Source organism: Micromonospora sp. NPDC047738 (genome assembly GCF_040642675.1).
Taxonomy (GTDB): domain Bacteria; phylum Actinomycetota; class Actinomycetes; order Mycobacteriales; family Micromonosporaceae; genus Micromonospora.
The window spans coordinates 66,450-84,020 of record NZ_JBEYSO010000004.1 but is presented as its reverse complement, the minus strand read 5'-3'; the positions used below and the strand labels follow the sequence as shown (position 1 = coordinate 84,020).

The 17,571-nt window shown below is 73.7% G+C and carries 13 protein-coding genes; 2 read left to right on the top strand and 11 right to left on the bottom strand.

Features of this window, described 5'->3' with window-relative positions; all coding sequences use genetic code 11:
• Positions 1-2 precede the first annotated feature (2 nt).
• The 10 genes from ispH to ABZ783_RS08585 form a co-directional block, all read right to left on the bottom strand.
• Positions 3-1,565, bottom strand: coding sequence for a 4-hydroxy-3-methylbut-2-enyl diphosphate reductase (gene ispH / locus ABZ783_RS08630; RefSeq protein WP_357435450.1), 1,563 nt, complete (start codon positions 1,563-1,565; stop codon positions 3-5).
• Positions 1,562-3,511, bottom strand: a complete 1,950-nt coding sequence (gene shc / locus ABZ783_RS08625) for a squalene--hopene cyclase (protein WP_357435448.1) — start codon at positions 3,509-3,511, stop codon at positions 1,562-1,564. The genes ispH and shc overlap by 4 nt, the downstream gene beginning before the upstream one ends.
• A complete protein-coding gene (locus ABZ783_RS08620; protein WP_357435446.1) occupies positions 3,511-4,518 on the bottom strand; it encodes a polyprenyl synthetase family protein in 1,008 nt (335 codons plus the stop codon). The genes shc and ABZ783_RS08620 overlap by 1 nt, the downstream gene beginning before the upstream one ends.
• Positions 4,515-5,894 (bottom strand): hydroxysqualene dehydroxylase HpnE, encoded by a 1,380-nt coding sequence (gene hpnE, locus ABZ783_RS08615; protein ID WP_357435444.1) that lies wholly within the window; start codon positions 5,892-5,894, stop codon positions 4,515-4,517. The genes ABZ783_RS08620 and hpnE overlap by 4 nt, the downstream gene beginning before the upstream one ends.
• Complete coding sequence (gene hpnD, locus ABZ783_RS08610) at positions 5,891-6,763, bottom strand: presqualene diphosphate synthase HpnD (protein WP_357435442.1); 873 nt, start codon at positions 6,761-6,763, stop codon at positions 5,891-5,893. Before hpnD ends, hpnE begins: the two co-directional genes overlap by 4 nt.
• Entirely contained in the window at positions 6,760-7,617 is an 858-nt protein-coding gene (hpnC, locus tag ABZ783_RS08605) for a squalene synthase HpnC (protein WP_357435440.1), read from the bottom strand. Before hpnC ends, hpnD begins: the two co-directional genes overlap by 4 nt.
• Before the next feature lie 40 nt (positions 7,618-7,657).
• Complete coding sequence (locus ABZ783_RS08600) at positions 7,658-9,511, bottom strand: 1-deoxy-D-xylulose-5-phosphate synthase (protein ID WP_357435439.1); 1,854 nt, start codon at positions 9,509-9,511, stop codon at positions 7,658-7,660.
• Between the two features lie 274 nt (positions 9,512-9,785).
• On the bottom strand, positions 9,786-11,249 hold the full coding sequence (locus tag ABZ783_RS08595; RefSeq protein WP_357435437.1) for an MFS transporter: 1,464 nt from the start codon (positions 11,247-11,249) through the stop codon (positions 9,786-9,788).
• 169 nt (positions 11,250-11,418) lie between these two features.
• Positions 11,419-12,168 (bottom strand): hypothetical protein, encoded by a 750-nt coding sequence (locus tag ABZ783_RS08590; protein ID WP_357435435.1) that lies wholly within the window; start codon positions 12,166-12,168, stop codon positions 11,419-11,421.
• Between the two features lie 158 nt (positions 12,169-12,326).
• On the bottom strand, positions 12,327-14,768 hold the full coding sequence (locus tag ABZ783_RS08585) for a hypothetical protein (protein ID WP_357435434.1): 2,442 nt from the start codon (positions 14,766-14,768) through the stop codon (positions 12,327-12,329).
• An 821-nt stretch (positions 14,769-15,589) separates the two neighbouring features.
• Here ABZ783_RS08585 and ABZ783_RS08580 point away from each other — a divergent pair.
• Both ABZ783_RS08580 and ABZ783_RS08575 read left to right on the top strand, forming a co-directional pair.
• The gene (locus ABZ783_RS08580) at positions 15,590-16,663 is read left to right on the top strand and encodes a sporulation protein (protein ID WP_357435433.1); all 1,074 of its coding nucleotides are present in this window, start codon (positions 15,590-15,592) and stop codon (positions 16,661-16,663) included.
• Between the two features lie 133 nt (positions 16,664-16,796).
• On the top strand, positions 16,797-17,063 hold the full coding sequence (locus ABZ783_RS08575; protein WP_357435966.1) for a GlsB/YeaQ/YmgE family stress response membrane protein: 267 nt from the start codon (positions 16,797-16,799) through the stop codon (positions 17,061-17,063).
• An 89-nt stretch (positions 17,064-17,152) separates the two neighbouring features.
• Here the strand turns inward: ABZ783_RS08575 and ABZ783_RS08570 are convergent, their stop codons facing one another.
• On the bottom strand, positions 17,153-17,494 hold the full coding sequence (locus ABZ783_RS08570; RefSeq protein WP_357435431.1) for a hypothetical protein: 342 nt from the start codon (positions 17,492-17,494) through the stop codon (positions 17,153-17,155).
• Between the last annotated feature and the right edge of the window lie 77 nt (positions 17,495-17,571).

Here is a 17,571-nt window from a genome sequence, read left to right as displayed (position 1 = left end):
GCTCACGGCTGACGTACCTCCTTGGGAAGGGTGAAGCTGACGTCCTCGACGGCTGCGGTGTGCTCGCTCACCTCCCTGGCACCGAGCGCGGTGAGTGCCGCGACGAGTTCGTCGACCAGGCCGGGCGGCGCCGACGCGCCGGCGGTCACCCCGACCGTCGTGGCGCCGGCCAGCCAGCGCGGGTCCACGCCGCCCACGTCGTCGACCAGGTGGGCCCGCGCGCCGGCCCGCTCGGCCACCTCGACCAGCCGGCGGGAGTTGGAGGAGTTGGTCGACCCGACCACCAGCACGACGTCGGCCCGTTCGGCGACGGCCGTGATCGCCCGCTGCCGGTTGGTGGTGGCGTAGCAGATGTCGTCGGAGCCGGGGCCGGTCAGCGCCGGGAATCGCCGGCGCAGCGCGTCGACGACGCCCGCCGCCTCGTCCACCGCCAGCGTGGTCTGCACCAGGTAGGACAGCCGGGACGGGTCGGTCACCTGCACCGTCTCGGCGGCGGCCGCGTCGGGCACCAGCCGGATCCGCTCGGGGGCCTCGCCGAGGGTGCCCTCGGTCTCCTCGTGGCCGGCGTGCCCGATCAGCAGCACGGTGTCGCCCCGGCCGGCGAACCGGCGCGCCTCGGCGTGCACCTTCGTCACCAGGGGGCAGGTGGCGTCGATGACCGGCAGTTGCCGGTCGGCGGCCTCCTGGCGTACCGCGGGCGACACCCCGTGCGCGGAGAAGATAGTGAGCGCGCCGTCGGGGACCTCGTCGAGTTCGTCCACGAAGACCGCGCCGCGGGAGCGCAGGTCGGCCACGACCCGGGCGTTGTGCACGATCTGCTTGCGGACGTAGACGGGCGGGCCGTGCCGGCGCAGCGCCTGCTCCACCACCGCGATCGCCCGTTCCACCCCGGCGCAGAACGAGCGGGGCGAGGCCAGCAGGACCTGCTGGACGCTGCCGGCGGCCGCCGCCCACTCGGCCAGCGCCGCCGCCACCGCGGGCAGCACCCGCAGCGCGGTGCGGATCCGGCGGAGCGTGGCCGGTCGGTACAGCGGTCCGGTCGCGGTGTCGGCGACCACCCGGACGCAGGCGGTCGGACGGTCGGCGCAGCCGGCCAGCAGCCACGCCGACTCCAGATCGGCGACCAGCGCTCCGGTCGCGGCCAGCCGGGCCCGGGTCGCGCCGTCGACCAGCCGGGTCGTGGTCACCACCGGTCCGAGGTGTACCCGCAGCCCACGGCGACGCAGTGCGGCGGCGAGCAGGGCGGCGGACGGCATCGGCACGACCTCCGGTCCCGGCTGCCCGGCCCGCGGGTCGGTGCGTACCTCGGTGGCCACCACGACGTCGCCCGGGGCCAGCCCGGGAGCCAGCCCGCCGCCGATCCCGGCGACCGCCACCGGGGTCGTCCCGGTCGGCCGGCCGGCGGCGACCGACCGGGCGCGCCGGGATCCTGCGCCGGTACGCCGCAGCGCCGGCCGCCGGCCCGGATCGAGACCGGTCAGCCCCCGCCGCAGCGCCGCCGCCTCCGGCCGCATCGGCGCGCACAGGGTCCACGCCGCAACGGCGGGCGCTGCTGACTCGGTCACGGCACCACCTCGGCGGTCAGGCCGCCCCGCGCGTTCAGGATCCGGCCGAGCGCGCTGATCGGGAAGACCAGCCGGTACATGCCGTAGTTGATGTAGAAGTCGCCGGGGAAGCCGGTCCCGGTGTAGTGCGGCTCGTCCCAGCCGCCGTCCGGCCGCTGGGTGTCGACCAGCCAGCGCACCCCGCGTTGGGCCGGCTCACCGGCGCCATGGCCGGCGGCGTGCAGCGCGAGCAGCGCCCAGGCGGTCTGCGACGCGGTGGACTCGCCCCGCCCGATCCAGGACGGGTCCCGGTAGGAGCGCATGTCCTCGCCCCATCCGCCGTCCGGGTTCTGGTGCGCGTGCAGCCAGTCGACGGCCGCCCGGATCGCCGGGTGGCCGGGCTTGACCCCGGCGGCGACCAGGGCGGGCACCACCGCCCCGGTGCCGTAGACGTGGTTGGCGCCCCAGCGGCCGAACCAGGAACCGTCCGGCTCCTGGGCCCGCAGCAGCCAGTGCACGCCGCGGCGGACCGGCGCGGTGCCGGCGAAGTTCTCCGCCGCCAGCGCCTCGACAATGTGCGCGGTCACGTCCGCGCTGGGCGGGTCGGTGACCTCGCCGAAGTCGCAGAACGGCAGGTCGCCGACGATCGCCCGGGTGTTGTCGGCGTCGAAGGCGCCCCAGCCGCCGTCGCGGCACTGCATGCCGAGCAGCCAGCGGGTGCCCCGCAGCACGGCGGCCTCCGCCGGTACGCCGGTCCGCCGCAACGCCATGATCACTTCGGCGGTGTCGTCGGTGTCGGCGTACCCGTCGTTCTCGAACTCGAAGGCCCAGCCGCCCACCGGGGTCTTCGGCCGGCGGACGGCCCAGTCACCGCGCACCCGGATCTCCTCCTTGAGCAGCCAGTTCCCGGCGCGTTCCAGGGCGGCATGCCCGGCCGGCAGCCCGGCGTCCGACAGCGCGGTGACCGCGAGCGCGGTGTCCCACACCGGCGACTGGCACGCCTCCAGCCACCGGACCGGGCCGTCCTCGGTCTGCTCACGCACCGTGAACCGCTCCAGCCCGTCCAGCCCGGCGCGGAGCACCGGGTGGTCCAGCGGGTAGCCGAGCAGGTGCAGCGCCATCAGCGAGTAGACCCACGGTGGCTGGATCCCGCCCCAGGAACCGTCGGCCTCCTGGCGGGCCACGATCCACTCGGCGGCCCGGCGCAGCGCGTGCCGGCGCACCGGTCCCCGGGCGATCCGCTCGTAGCCGCTGGCGACCCGGTCCAGCCGGTGCAGCACCCCGGCCCGCGACCGCAGCCGCGGCGGCCGCGGCGCCGCCGTCGGGATGCGCAGTTCGTCGACGCCGAAGCCGAGCTCCCGCACCGGGCGCAGCGCCCGGACGATGGACAGCGGAACGATGGTCTGCCGGGCCCAGCACGCGAAGTCGTAGACGTTGAACGGCATCCAGTGCGGCAGCAGCACCAGCTCGGGCGGGACCGCCGGCAGCTGTGACCAGGGCCAGTGGCCGAACAGGGCCAGCCAGAACCGGGTGAACACCCGGCTCGCCGCCAGCCCGCCGTGCGCGCGGACGAACCGGGCGGCGGCGGCGAGCTGCGGGGCGTCCGGCGTGTCGCCGGCCAGCCGCAGGGCCAGGTACGCCTCGATGGTGGTGGAGAGGTCGCCCGGCCCGCCGTGGAAGGTCGCCCACGAGCCGTCCGGGCGTTGCTGGGAGCGGATCCACCGCGCCGACTCGGCGGTTTGCTCGGCGGTCCGGATGCCGAGGAACTGCCGCAACAGCAGGTCCTCGGCGTCCATGGTGACGTTCGTGGCCAGGTTTCCCTTCCACCAGCCCGCGTCGTCCTGCAGCCCGAGCAGGTGGTCCCGGGCCCGGCGTAGCGCCGCCCAGGCCGGGTCGGTCGCGGTCCCACCGGCCTTGGTCGCCGGGCTGGTGGTGGGCTTCGGCTTCGAAGACAGCAGCTCAGTCATCAGTGGTCCCGTCCGGTGGTGAAGGTGGCGATATCGGCGAACTCATCACGTACGTCGTCGGGCAGGTCGAGCGCGTCCAGTTCCGCCCGCGCCCGCTCGGCCTCCTCCCACGCCCGCTGCGCGGTCCAGTCCCGGGCGCCGGTCGCCTCGATCAGCGCGCTCGCCCGGGTCACGTCCTCGTCGGTCAGTGGCTGCGGCGACCGGTACCGCTCGGCGAGCGCCCGGCCGGCCGCCTGACCGCTGGTCACCGCCCGTACGACCGGGATGCTCCGCTTGCGGGCCCGCAGGTCCGAACCGACCGGCTTGCCGGTCCGTCGCGGGTCCCCCCAGATGCCCAGCAGGTCGTCGACGAGCTGGAAGGCCAGTCCGAGGTGGCGGCCGAACCGGGACAGCCCGTCGACCAGGCCCGGCGGGCCGCCGCAGAGGATCGCGCCGAGGGCGCACGAGCCGGCGAGCAGCGCGGCGGTCTTCTGCTCCGCCATCCGCAGGCACTCGTCGAGGGTGACGTCGTCGCGCCGCTCGAAGTCCAGATCGGCTGCCTGCCCGGCGACCAGCGCGCGGATGTCCACGGCGAGCCGGCGGGCGGCCGGGCAGCCCCCGGGCGTCTCGACGAGCGCCTCGTACGCCAACCCGACCAGGGCGTCTCCGGCCAGGATGGCCGGGCCGACACCGAACACGGTCCACGCGGTCGGCCGGTGGCGGCGCTCGGTGTCGCCGTCCATCACGTCGTCGTGCAGCAGGGAGAAGTTGTGCGCCAGTTCCACCGCGGCGGCGGCCGGCACCCCGGCGTTCGGCTCGGCGCCGGTGGCCCGGGCCGACAGCAGCGCCAGCGCGGGGCGCAGTCCCTTGCCCTGTGAGGCGGCGGGTGACCCGTCGGCGTCCCAGTAGCCGAGCTGGTAGCCCCCGACCAGACGGTTGCCCGGGTCCAACCGGTCCAGCAGGGCACGGATCGCCGGCTCGACGTAGGTCTGGATCTGGTCCGTGCTGCGGCTGCGTGCGACGGTCATGATGCGGCCTCCGAGTGATGTCGGGGCCGGGACAGGAGTTGGCGGGCGACGATGTCGGCGGCGTCCTCGCCGCTGCGCACCGCGCCCTCCATCGTGTCCGGCCAGCCGGTGTCGGTCCATGCGCCGGCCAGTACCAGCCCCGGTAGGCGGGTGGCCGGAACCGGCCGGTACGCCCGCGTGCCGGGCGCCTGCCGGAAGGTGGCTTTCGGCTCCCGGGTCACGAACGCGTCGCGTACCGGGGTGTGCCGCGCGGCCGGGAACAGGTCGGCGAGAGCCTGCCGTTGTGCCGTCACCAGCTCCGCCGCCGGCCGCTCGAGTTCCGCGTCGGCGGCCGACAGCGACACCACCAGATGCTGCTCGCCGGCCATGCCCGGCACTGACCGATCGAAGATCCACTGTGCCGGGGATTCCACGGCGGCGGCCATGCCGAGGTCGGTGATCCGGGCGGCGTAGCGCAGGTGCACGTTGACGATCGGCGCCGCGCCCAGCCGTTGCCACTGCCCGGCGGCGGGCGCGGCGGCGGGCGGCACCAGCGACGCGGCGGCCTGGTGCGGCACGGCCAGCACCACGCCGTCGGCGTCCAGCTCGCTGTCGCCCACACCGATCCGGAATCCGGTCGGCTCCGGTCGGATCCACCGCACCTTCGCCCGGGTGTGGACCTTGGCACCGAGCCGGTCCAGCAGCCGACGGGCGGGCACGCCGTGCAGGTCGGTCAGCGGGACCAGGGGCCGGCCGATGTCACCGGCGTCCGCGGCCTCCAGCAGCCCGGTGCGGAACACCCGCGCCGCCAGCGCCAGCGACGCGTGGGTGCTGGGCAGGTTCAGCGCCGCCACGGTGATCAGGTCCCAGAGTCGCCGGACCGCCCGGCGGCTCTGGCCGTGCGCGGCGAGCCAGTCGCCGAAACTGCGCCCGTCGGTGGCGGGCAGGTCCGGGTCGACGTGCCGCAGCGCGGCGCAGGCCCGGACGGCGGCGACCCGCTCGGCCGGGCTGAGCAGCCGGTAGCCGGCCAGGGCCGGCAGCAGGTGCGCCGGGGCCGGCAGCCGGCGGCGGGCCAGCACGTGCGGCCGCTGACCCGGCAGCAGCACCGGCACCGTGAACCGCGGCTGCAGGTCGGTGCCGCCGGCCGTGCCGAGCCGGTCCAGCAGCCGCCGGTAGGTGTGGTAACAGCGCAGGAAGACGTGCTGGCCGGTGTCCACGCTGAGGCCGTCGCGGCGGAAGGAGTACGTCGCGCCACCCAGCTCCGGCCGGGTCTCCAGCAGCGTCACGGACAGGCCGAGATCGGCGAGCCGGACCGCCGCGGCGATCCCGGCCAACCCGCCGCCGATCACGCACACCGTGCCGGATCCGCCTCCCGGCTGCGCGGCCGGCCCGGTCATGCGGAACGGCCGACGAGAGCGCGCGCCGCGACCCAGGCCTTCTCCCGGCCCGGCAACGACACGCGACTGCGGGTGACCGCCAGCGGATCGGCCGCGATCCGGGTGAGCAGGCGGCGGTAGATGCCGGCCATCGCGGCCGTGCAGGCCGCGCTGCGCCGGTCCAGCAGCGGCAGCAGCCGCAGGCCGACGTCGTACCAGCGTGCGGCGCGCGCGGCCTCGAAGCGCACCAGCTCCACCAGCCGCTCGGGTGGATCGGCGAAACCGGCCCCGTCCAGGCGGAGGGTGCAGCCGAACCGGTCCAGGTCCTCGGCCGGCAGGTAGACGCGGCCGCCGACCCGGTCCTCGACCAGGTCGCGCAGGATGTTGGTCAGCTGCAGGGCCACGCCCAGCGCGTCGGCCAGTGGCGCGGCCCGGCCCGGCTGGGTGGCCCCGAACACGCCGAGGGAGAGCCGGCCGATCGACCCGGCCACGCAGCGGCAGTACCAGAGCAGGTCGTCGAAGCTGTCGTACCGCCGGCCGGTCACGTCGGCGGCGCACCCGTCGATGAGCTCGTCGAAGGCGGCCAGCGGGATCGGCATCCGCGCCGCGGCGTCGCCGAGGGCGGCGAGCACCGGGTCGGCGCCGCTGTCGCCGGGCAGCCGGTGCAGGGCCGCCCGGGTCCGGGCCAGCGCGTCCAACTTCTCGTCGGGAGGCAGCGTGCCGTCGCCGATGTCGTCGATGCGGCGGGCGGCCGCGTAGATGGCCGACAGCGCCCGCCGTTTCGGCGCCGGCAGCAGCCGGATACCGTACGCGAAGTTGGCCGCCTGGCTACGGGTGATCTGCTCGCAGTGCCGGTAGGCGGCCTCGGTCCGGGTGGTGGTCGTGGTCATCCGGCACTCCGGACGGTGGCGGCCAGCCAACTGCCGAGAATGTGCCGGCGGCGGGGCCGGGCGGTGACCGCCAGCGGGTCGTGGTCGGCGGCGGCCAGCGCGTCGAGCGTCGCCCGGCCGCCGGCCAGGTAGCCGCCGACCGCGAGCCGGCCCCACCCGTGCAGGGCCGACACCAGCGGGGCGCCCGCGTCGAGCCAGGCACGGGCCCGCGCCGCCTCGAACCCGATCAGCTCCCGCAGCTGGCGACTCGCGGTGCTGCGGGCGAGGTCCGCCTCGGTGACCTCGAACCGTTCCATGTCGGCCGCCGGCAGGTAGACCCGGCCGCGGCGGTGGTCCTCGGCCACGTCCTGCAGGTGCTCGACGAGTTGCAGGGCGGTGCAGATCCGATCGGACAACGCGACGGTCGCCGGATCGGCCTGCCCGAAGACGTGCAGGACGAGTTCGCCGACCGGGTTGGCGGACAGGGTGCAGTAGCCGACGAGCTGCTCGAAGGTGGCGTAGCGGGTGACGTGCTGGTCGACCCGGTTCGCCTCGATCAGCCGGACGAGCGCGTCCAGGGGCAGCCGGCACTCGGCCACGGTGGGCGCGAGGGCGCGCAGCACCGGGTTCGGCACGTCGGCGCCCGCGTGGAGGGCGCGCAGTTCGGCCTCGACGTCGTCCAGGGTGGCGAGCCGGTCGAGCCCGTCGGCCAGCGGTTCGTCGCCCAGGTCGTCGACGTGGCGGGCGTAGCCGTACACCGCGAGGAGGTGCCGGCGGTACCGCGCGGGTAGCACCCGGAGGGCGACCGGGAAGTTCTCCTGCGCCCGGGCCTGCTCCACCCGACGTATGTCAGGGGCGATGGCTGGTGGACTCATCCCTGGTTCTCTCCTTTCTCTGGGCACGGGCGGCGGCGGCTCAACCGGCGAGCGGGGTCAGCCGGCTGCGGACGCTCGCCCACACCCGCCGCGACGCGTCCCGGCTCCCGGTGCCGACCCACGACAACCGGCGCAGCACGTCCGCGCAGATGCCGTGGGCGTCCAGGCCGTACTCGGCGAGCAGGTCGGGCCGGTCGCCGTGCGGTACGAACGTCGTCGGCAGGCCGAGGGCACAGACCGGCGTGGCGACGGCGGCGTCGGCGAGGCTCTGGGCGACGGCGGCGCCCACGCCACCGTCGCGGACCCCGTCCTCGACGGTGACGACGAGGGCGTGGTCGGCGGCCAGCACGGCGAGCTCCGGGTTGACCGGGCGCACCCACCGGGGGTCCACCACGGTGCACTCGACGCCGCCCGCCGCCAGCAGTTCCGCCGCCCGCAGGGTCGGCCCGGCCATCGCCCCGACCGCCACCAGGAGCACCTGCGCAGCCGCCGCCCGACGCAGGACGTCGATCCCGGCGATCCGTTCCACCGCAGGGATGTCGCTGTCGACGCGGGCCTTGGGAAACCGCAGCACCGTGGGTCCCCGCCGCTCGTCGACCGCCTCCCGCAGTTCCTCGCGGAGCGATGCCGCGTCGCGCGGGGCGGCCACCCGCAGGCCGGGCACCGTGCCGAGCATGGCCAGGTCCCACATGCCGTGATGGCTCGGCCCGTCCGGGCCGGTGATCCCGGCCCGGTCGAGCACCAGGGTGACCGGCAGCCGGTGCAGCGCCACGTCGAGCAGGACCTGGTCGAACGCCCGGTTCAGGAAGGTGGCGTAGACCGCCACCACCGGGTGTTTGCCGCCGAACGCGAGCCCGGCCGCCGAGGTGACGGCGTGCTGTTCGGCGATGCCCACATCGACGGTCCGCTCGGGGTAGCGCGCCGCGAAGTCGGCGAGTCCGGTCGGGCCCAGCATCGCCGCGGAGACCGCCACGAGGTCCGGGCGGTGTCCGCCGATGGCGACGAGTTCCTCGGCGAAGACGTCCGTCCAGGTCCGGCCGGGGGACCCGACCGGCTGCCCGGTGCCCGGGTCGACCACGCCCACCGTGTGCAGCCGGTCGGCGTCGTCGGCCTCGGCCGGCGGGTGGCCGTGACCCTTCTGGGTGACACAGTGCACCACGACCGACTGGTCCGACGCCCGGGCCTGCTGCAGCGCCGCTTCGAGCTGGCCCACGTCGTGCCCGTCGACGGGGCCGAGGTAGCGCAGGCCCAGCGCCTGGAAGAAGTCCGAACCCGTCGCCTCTCCGGACCGCCCGCGCGGTGACCCGGCCGTGGCCCGTAGCGACGCGAGATGCGCGGCCAGGCCGCCCACGGTCGGCGCGTACGAGCGGCCGTTGTCGTTGAGCACGACCACCACCCGGCCGGGGGACCCGGCCAGGCTGTTCAGCGCCTCCCAGGCCAGGCCGCCGGTGAGGGCGCCGTCACCGATCACCGCGACCACGGCGCGGTCGGGGCCGTCGAGGGCGTACGCCCGGCACAGCCCGGTGGCGTAGGACAGGGCGGTGGAGGCGTGCGAGTTCTCCACCAGGTCGTGCGGCGACTCGGCTCGTCGGGGGTAGCCGGACAGGCCGCCCGACCCGCGGAGCTGGGCGAACCCGGCCCGGCGGCCGGTGAGCAGCTTGTGGACGTACGCCTGGTGCCCGGTGTCGAAGATGATCCGGTCATGCGGGGACCGGAACACCCGGTGCAGCGCGATGGTCAGCTCGACCATGCCGAGGTTCGGGCCGAGGTGCCCACCACGCCGGCAGATCGCCTCGACCAGGAACGCCCGGATCTCCCCGGCGAGCAGCCGCAGTTGCTCGTGGGTGAGCCGCCTGACGTCGTCGGGCTGGTTGACGGTGTCGAGCAGGGACATCATCTCTCCGTCCGGCCGGTCGTGCGCGAACCCAGCGGCCACAACCCCGTCCGCGGCGGCGGGCCGGGCGTCGATCGCCCCACGGCAGCGGGGCGACGCACAGCCTGCTGCGGATGCGGTGATCCGGCCGTGGGTGGTGCGGGTAGCGCCGTGGGCGATGGAGTCACCTGGAACATGTGCAAAACGAGCATAACCATGCTGATCACCCCTACCGCTTGAAATCGCTTCTAATGCCTCGCCCAGAGCGCGATGGCGCCGCCCGCCGAGCCTCCGGTCAGCCGTTCGACGCCCGGTCCGACTCCGTCGCGGTGGCCACGTCGATCGGATAGCTACGCCGCGCGGCGATCATGATCAGGCCGTTGGCCGCCAACGGCACCAGCATGATCAGGAAGGCATTGCGCAGGCCGACGCCGCTGGACCGTCCCGTCGCGCCGCCGAGCTGGTCGGCCAGCCAGCCGAAAATGGCCGGGGCGACCGCCTCGGCGGCGAGTCGCAGCACCGTCCGCAGGCTCTCCGCCCGCCCCCACAGCCGACCGGGAACGATGTCCAGCCGGGCGGCGTCCAGGGGCGGGTTGGCCACCGCGAGCGCGCCCGCGCCGAGCGCGATCAACGGCAGCGCCAACGCCACCGACGTGAACCACACTCCGGGTACGAACAGCACCGCGGCGGCGACGAAACCGACGGCCGGCACCACGATGCGGACGCTGGTGTGTCCGCGGCTCAGCGCCCGGTCGGTGAGCCGGCCGGCGAGCACCGTGCCGGCCAGCGCCACCACCCCGATGACCGGCACGAGAGCACCCAGCGCCGTCTGCGGGATGCCGAAATGACGCACGGCGAAGACGACGATGAACGTGCGCATCCCGGCGAAGAAGAAGTAGCCCATCGCCGAGGCCACGATCAGCAACCGGTTCGTGGGGATCGCGAGCAGGTAGACCGCCGCACGGCCCAGCGACCACCCCGCCGGATCAGCGGTCAGCACCCGGTCGCTCGCCGGCGCGACCCCGCGTGCGGCCACCACCGCCTGCGCCCGGCCGGTCGGCTGCTGCCCGGAATCCGGTCCGGGCTCGAACGCGCCCCAGCCGGCGCCACCCCGGGCGGGCTCGGGCAGCAGCCGCCACAGCGCCACCGACAGGACCGCGCTCGCCGCCGCGAGCAGGAAGAACGCGTACCGCCAGGAGTACGCCGCCGCGATCTCGCCACCGGCCAGCAGGCCGGCGCCGGCACCGATGAGCTCGCCGGCGAGGATCCAGCCCAGCACCCCCGCGCGCTCGGCGGGTGGGATGTAGTCGCCGGTCAGCGACACCACCACGGGGCCGGCTGCGGCCAGGGCGGCGCCGAGCAGCAGCCGGGACAGCAGCAGCCACTCGTAGCTGGGCGCGAGGCCGCCGACGGCCATGGCAGCGGCCCACAGCGCGGTGGTGATCACCAGCAGGCGTACCCGGTTGGTCCGGTCGGCGAGCACGCCCAGCGGCACCGAGGCGATGGCGCCGACCCCCGACGACGCCGTGGCCAGCAGGCCGAGCTGGGCGTGGCTGATGCCGAGATCCGCCTCCAACTGGTTCGCGGCCGCGCCGAGGGTGCCGGTGTCCGCACTGTTCAGCGCGAGCGCCCCGCCCAGCAGCAACACGACCCGGGCCCGGCCGGGCCCGCCGAGCAGCCGGGCCGCCTCCCGCGCGACCACCTGCCCCGGCCCGCCGCGCAGGCGCCTGCCGTGGCTGCCCTCAGCCGGTCTCGCCATGATCGCTCGATCCGCCCCCGCCCGGCACCCGGTCGGTGCCCACTCCGACTCTGGCCGACCAGCGGGCCGTCCGCGTCCGCATCACACGAACAGGCGGGGCGTGCCGCCGGCCGCACGCCGGATCTTCCGGCCCAGCGACGGTGCCGTTCGTCCGCGCAGCGGGTGGCGGCTACAGGCCGGCGCAGCCGGTCTCGTCGGGCAGCAGCGGGCGCGGTACCACCTGCCACACCTGACCGGCACTGCGCCAGCGGGTGTCGGCGCCGGCGGTGGCCGCCTCCCGGCGGACGGTGTCCAGGTCAGCGCCTCGCAGCACCAGGCAGGTGGCGCCGGCCGCCGTGCCGCCCAGGGGTTCGCCGGCCAACGCCGGCAGCGGCCAGGGCCGGGCCGGCTCGGCGGGATCGGCGGGCATGGCGACGATCGCCACGGCCGCCGGCTGGTACGGCACCGGCGAGCCGGCGGCATGACCGGCGAGTGCCGCCCGCAGTCGGGCGGCTGCCGGGTTGGCCCGGGGGAGGGTCACGGTGCGCGGCCCGCCGGGCGCGCCGACGACGATCCGGACGACCGGCTCGTCCGGTCCGCCGGCCGCCGCCTGGTCCGACAGCGCGGCCGCGTCACGGAACAATTCGCGTACCTCGTCCGGTGGGATCCGGTCCTCGCGTAGTTGCGGCCAGCCGGCGGAGGGTTGGGCCGGGACGCTGATCAGCCGGCCGTCACCGAACAGCGAGAAGCCCGGGAGCACGGCAGCGGTGCCGCCAGGTGGCAGCATGCCGGGCAGCTCGCTCAGCCGCAGCACCAAGGCCCCGCCACCGGTTGGCGGCTCCGGATCGGTGCCGCCCCGGCCGACGCAGCCGGTGCTTGTCGCCGCTGTGGCGAGCAGCGCTGGCACGGCGAGCAGCGCCAGGGCTCTGCCTCGGTGCATGGCGGCCTCCCGGGTCGCGGTGGTGCCGGTCGGACGCCGCAACGGCGCCGCCGGTTCCGTGCGGCGTTCGGGCCGGACCTTGGCCCGGTACGGACGGTGGTCCAGGGACGCCGTGGTCGGCGCCCCCGGACCGGTTCTCCAGGCAGTCGTCCGGACGGTCAGGACCGGGTGAGGGTGTAATTCCCCGAGCCCGCCTTGTTGATCACGACGACCCCGTACCAGGCGCTGCGGGCGGGGGTGAAGGTGATCGTCTCGGTCGCGCCGGCCCCGCCGCTCGTGGCGGCCGCCACCGCGGCGGACCGAGAGCGGATCCAGGTGCCGGCGTTGGCCGGGTCGCTGTCCAGAACGAACAGCTCCGCGTCCTGGCCGATGTTGGTGGTCGCCACCGAGATGGTGACCGGCACCCCGGCGGTCAGGTAGGTGTCCCGCACCGTGACCACGTTGTTCGTGCCCATGGCGATCGTGCTGCTGCCGGCGTTCAGGACCACGGCGCCCTGGGCGAGTTCGATCCGGTAGCCACCACCGCCGGAGTAGTTGACCACCCGCGGGTAGTAGTCACCCAGCGCACGGCGGTTGGAGTCCACCGCGACGAAGTCGACGTTGGTGCCGCCCTGGGCGCTGCCGGCCAGGTAGGCGCCCTGCCCCCGGTCGTCCCAGAGCTGCAGGTCGAGGTCGCCCGAGTTGGGCTTGAGCGCGACCACCGACCAGTAGGGCGACGAGGTCGAGTAGCCGAAGTTGTGCGGCGGAATCGGCGTCGGGCGGGTCAGCGGGGCGTAGTTGCCCAGCGGGTCCCGGAACTGGTAGTCGATCGTGTTCTGGTAAACCGACGCGAGGGCGCCGGAGTCGGCCACGTTGAACCCGTCGGCGGCGCGCTGGGCCCAGAAGTCCGCGAAGTTGACGGAGTTGTGCCGCCGGGAGGTGGTCCAGATGTTGAGCGGACCCTCCCCGTGCCGGTCCCAGGTCCCCTCGTTGGCGTAGTCGGTGATGTCGATCAGGGCGCCGGCGATCCGGCCCTCGGTCGTGTCACCCTCGCCCCAGCCGTTGCCCCAGCTCGGGTTCTCCAGGTTCAGCGAGGCACCGTTCGGCCAGCGGTAGAAAGGGTCGTTGTAGACCGTGGCCGGGAACCACTCGGCCCAACCCTCGGTCCAGGCGCAGCCCGCGGAGCTGGCGCCCGTGATGCTGTGCGGGCTGCAGTTGGGCGCGGACGGGAAGCTGTCGTTGTACAGGTCGTCCATCACCGCGTGGCCGATCTCGTGCACGACCGTTACCGGCGCGTTCGGGTCGTCGGCGGCCAGGTGGACCTGGTTGTCGCCGGTGCTGTAGTAGGTGCCGTCGGTCGAGTCCGGGGCCCAGTTGATGACCACCTGCCGGCAGCTCGTGTCGTCCTGGTCCCAGCAGAGGTTGTTCGGCTTCGGGATCCACAGCCAGGCGTCGTTCGCGGCGTCGAACGCGTGCAGGCCGCGCTGCAGCGCGCCGTCGCCGGCGGTGAGCGAACCGAGGTTCAGCGTGCTGCCGGTGGGCACGTCGTTGGTCGTGCCGGTCTGGAAGGACAGCGGGTTGCCGCCGCGCTGCACCCGCCACAGCGAGTTCGAGCTGATGAAGCGGAGGTAGATGTCCGCGGTGCCGCTGTCCGGCCAGCCCTCGACCTGCGAGTCGAAGCAGATGTTGTAGTTGCCGTTGGCGTCGGTCACGCCGGTGGCGAGCAGCGAGTCGCCGAAGGTGTCGTCGTCCCAGACCTGCACCTGGAAGTTCATCTGGTTGTGCCAGCTGCCGTTCTGGTCCTGGTAGCTCCAGTTCCCGGCGACCCGGGTGTCGCACGCCGCCAGCGGGCTGATCGAGGACAGGCCCTTGGCCGCGGCCTCCGCCCGCGCCTCGCCGGCCACCCGGTCCACGCCGACGCTGCGCGGCTTCTGCCCCGCCAACCGGGGCGCGCGTGCCGCGGTGGGCACCGGCTTGGTGGCGTTGTCGCCGGCCGGCGTGGCATGGCCGAGCCGAGACAGCCCGGGCTTCTCCCCGATGGTCAGGAAGACGTCGTCCTGACCGGCCTGGACGTCCTTGCCATGCGGCGCGGTGGCCCGCACCTGGATCTGCACCGGGCCCGCCTTGACCGCACGGACCACACCGCTGAACGCGAAGCGGTCACCGGCCCGCAGCGTGCGGGTGGTCCGGGCGACGGAGACCGTTCCGGACCGTTCGGGCAGGATGCTCTTGCGATCCTGGACGCCCAGCTCCGCCGGCGTCTGCACCCACTCCAGCTCGGCGGGAAGGGTCACGCTGATCTCGCTCGGTCCGATCTTGCCCTGACCGCGCACGGTGACCCGCAGGGTCGCCGTCTCGCCCACGGCGGGGGTGCGGTCCAGCTTGGCCTCGACGCCAAGGCAGCTCAGCGTTTCGTCCTTCAGGCTCTTGCTTGCCGACGGACGCAGCCCACACGTCTCGCCTCGCGCCAACTGGTAGGCGGGTGTGGCACGGGCCTTCGCGGCGTCGTTCGGGTCCGCGGCGTACGCGGGACCACTGCCGGCCGCGAGTGCCACCATCGCGCCCGACACGATCACGGCGAGCGCCGCTCGTGCGGGCCTGGTGGCCTTCGTGCTCAACATTCGTCTTCCTCTCCCTGATGCCGGGCCGTTGTCCGGCCCCACGTCGACGGGCCATTGTTTGGCCCCGAGTGAGCATCGATATCTCCGTGCCTTTCGGTAAAGCCTTTGACCGGTTGGTGACACGGTGACGGAAGACAATGGACAGAGCTGGTTTACAAACACGACGCATTCGACCAACCGGCGGCCGGGCTCCGTCCGAACGTCTGACTCGGTGGCGCGTACAAGGGACGTCCGGCGTCGTTTGTCATGTCCGGACAGTGGTGCGTCGACTCATAGCAGGCCGGCCCGACCTCGGCAGCCGCGCGGCCGGCCGTGGCGGTGTCGCTCATCGGACGGCGCTGTTCGCATCGGCGGGAAATGCGTGGTCGCAATTCGAGGGAGCTGCCGCCGAAAGGACTTCCGAACGGAAAGGCGGGCGTGGCGCCCGTCACATTCACGTGGGCTTCCGGAAGGTGTGGGGCAGTCGGGCGAGAAGCAGCACCGCCGTACAGGTTCGGACTATCAAACAGATAGATGGAAATCTAAGCCCATGTGGTCCGTCGGTCAGAGATGCGGCCCGCCCGACCGTTGGGCTGAGCAGCGATTGGTGCCAGCTGGCCACCGGGTGGGGTCGAGCGCGGTTGCTGGCGCGAATTCATGGACAAGAGAGTGCCTCGCAGTAACTGAGCGAACACACTCAGCTACTTTTCAGGTGGCGCTGCTACCTTCCTCGGCCAACGGCATCCATTATGGACGTCGGTGATCTTGTTGCGACACAAGGGTTCGGATGTGAGCACTTCACGTCCGGGTCGTGTCGTCCGCTGCCTGATGAGGGAGACGTAGTGGTGTTCAAGAAGATGCTGGGCGCGTTCGGGGTGGGCGGACCCAGCGTCGACACGGTCCTGTCCAATCCCAACACCCGCCCGGGACTGACGCTGGGCGGGCAGGTGAACCTCGTCGGCGGCAGCCATGACGTGCAGATCGACCAGGTCACCGTCGGGTTGGTCACCCGGGTGGAGATGCAGGGCGCGGGGGAGGAGTACGACGCGTTCGTCGAGTTCCATCGGGTTGGTGTCGCCGGCGGGCTGCTGCTGCGTGAGGGGCAGCACCTGTCGCTGCCGTTCCAGCTGGCGATGCCCTGGGAGACGCCGGTGACCAGCCTGTACGGGCAGCAGCTGCACGGCATGACCATGGGCCTGCGCACCGAGGTGGCCATCCGCGGCGCGGTGGACAAGGGCGACCTCGACCCGGTGTACGTACACCCGCTGCCGGTCCAGGAGCGCATCCTCGAGGCATTCGGTCGGCTCGGGTTCCAGTTCAAGGGCGCCGACCTGGAACGCGGCCACATCTATGGCCTGCACCAGAGCCTGCCCTTCTACCAGGAGATCGAGTACTTCCCGGCCCCGCAGTACGCGCAGGGCGTCAACGAGGTCGAGCTGACCTTCGTCACCAACGAACACGGCGTCGACGTCGTGCTGGAGTTCGACAAGCGCGGTGGCCTGTTCAGCGGCGGACACGACTCCTACGGCCGCTACCAGGTCGCCCACGCCGACGCCGACCGCGTCGACTGGACTGCCCAGGTCGACGGGTGGGTCCGCCAGGCCCAGGACCAGTACCGCAGCCTGCACGCCGGCCACGGATACGGCCAGCCCGCGCACGGGTACGGCATGCCCGGCGGCTACCCGCCGCCCCCGCCGCCGCCCGGCTACGGGCAGCCCACCTACGGCGCGCCCGGCTACGGCCACCCCGGCGGCCACTACAAGGAGGAGTACCACCACGAGCGGCGCGGCTCCGGCATGGGCGGTGTCGCCGCCGGCCTGGCCGGCGGCGCGGCGCTCGGCTTCGCCGGCGGCATGATCGCCGAGGAGGTCTTCGACTCGTTCGGCGACGACGAGGAAGGCGGCGACGAGGGCTGACCCCGGTGGTGCCCCGAACCGGTCGCCGGGTCGGGGCACCCGTCGGCGTCCTCCGACGGCCCGCCGGTGAGGCCACTTGACTGCCCCGGCGATGATCGAGGGCAGCGACAATCCGTCGGAAGGCAGGGCACTCGTGGAAGTCACCGGCATCCTCTCCGCGATCGTCATCGGTCTGATCATCGGCGCGCTGGGTCGGCTGGTCGTACCCGGCCGGCAGAGCATCCCGATCTGGCTCACGGTGCTCATCGGCGTGGTCGCCGCGGTCCTCGGCACCTTCGTTGCCACGGTGTTCGGCGTGGCGGAGACCCGGGGCATAGACTGGATCGAGTTGGCCCTGCAGGTCGTCTTCGCGGCGATCGGCGTCTCGATCGCGTCCAACGCCTACGGCCGCCGCCGCTAAATCACCCCACCCCGACGCGCGCTTACGGGTCTTCCACGGGACCGGCGACGGGCGCGCTGCTGATCTCTGGTAGCCCGTCGGTCGCCCACCTAGTCGCCGACGAATCGGAGCCGTAGCTTGGGATCGGCGAAACATTGTTCGGCGAGCCCTCGAACGGCGTCGAGGACCTGGCGCTCGCCGAGGTCCGTGACGATCGCGGCGAGAACGTCCAACTCGCCAAGGAACTGGGCCATCTCGGCGGGCGTGAGTTCTAGTGACCCGTAGGGGTCGATCCGGTCCAGCATCGGTGTCCGGCCAGCGTGTTGGACGTGCTGAAGAAGAGCGGCGAACTGGAAACCCGGGTCGCCGACCACGGCCACTTCGCGTTCCCGTCGGCGGCGTGGGCTCGTGCCCATCTGCTCGACCCTGACCAGTTCGACGTCCACGCCCATCGTGGCGAGCTTAGCAACGCCGGCATCGCGGCCCGCAAAACGGGTCAGCGGCCGGAGCCTGGCAGGCTCCGGCCGCT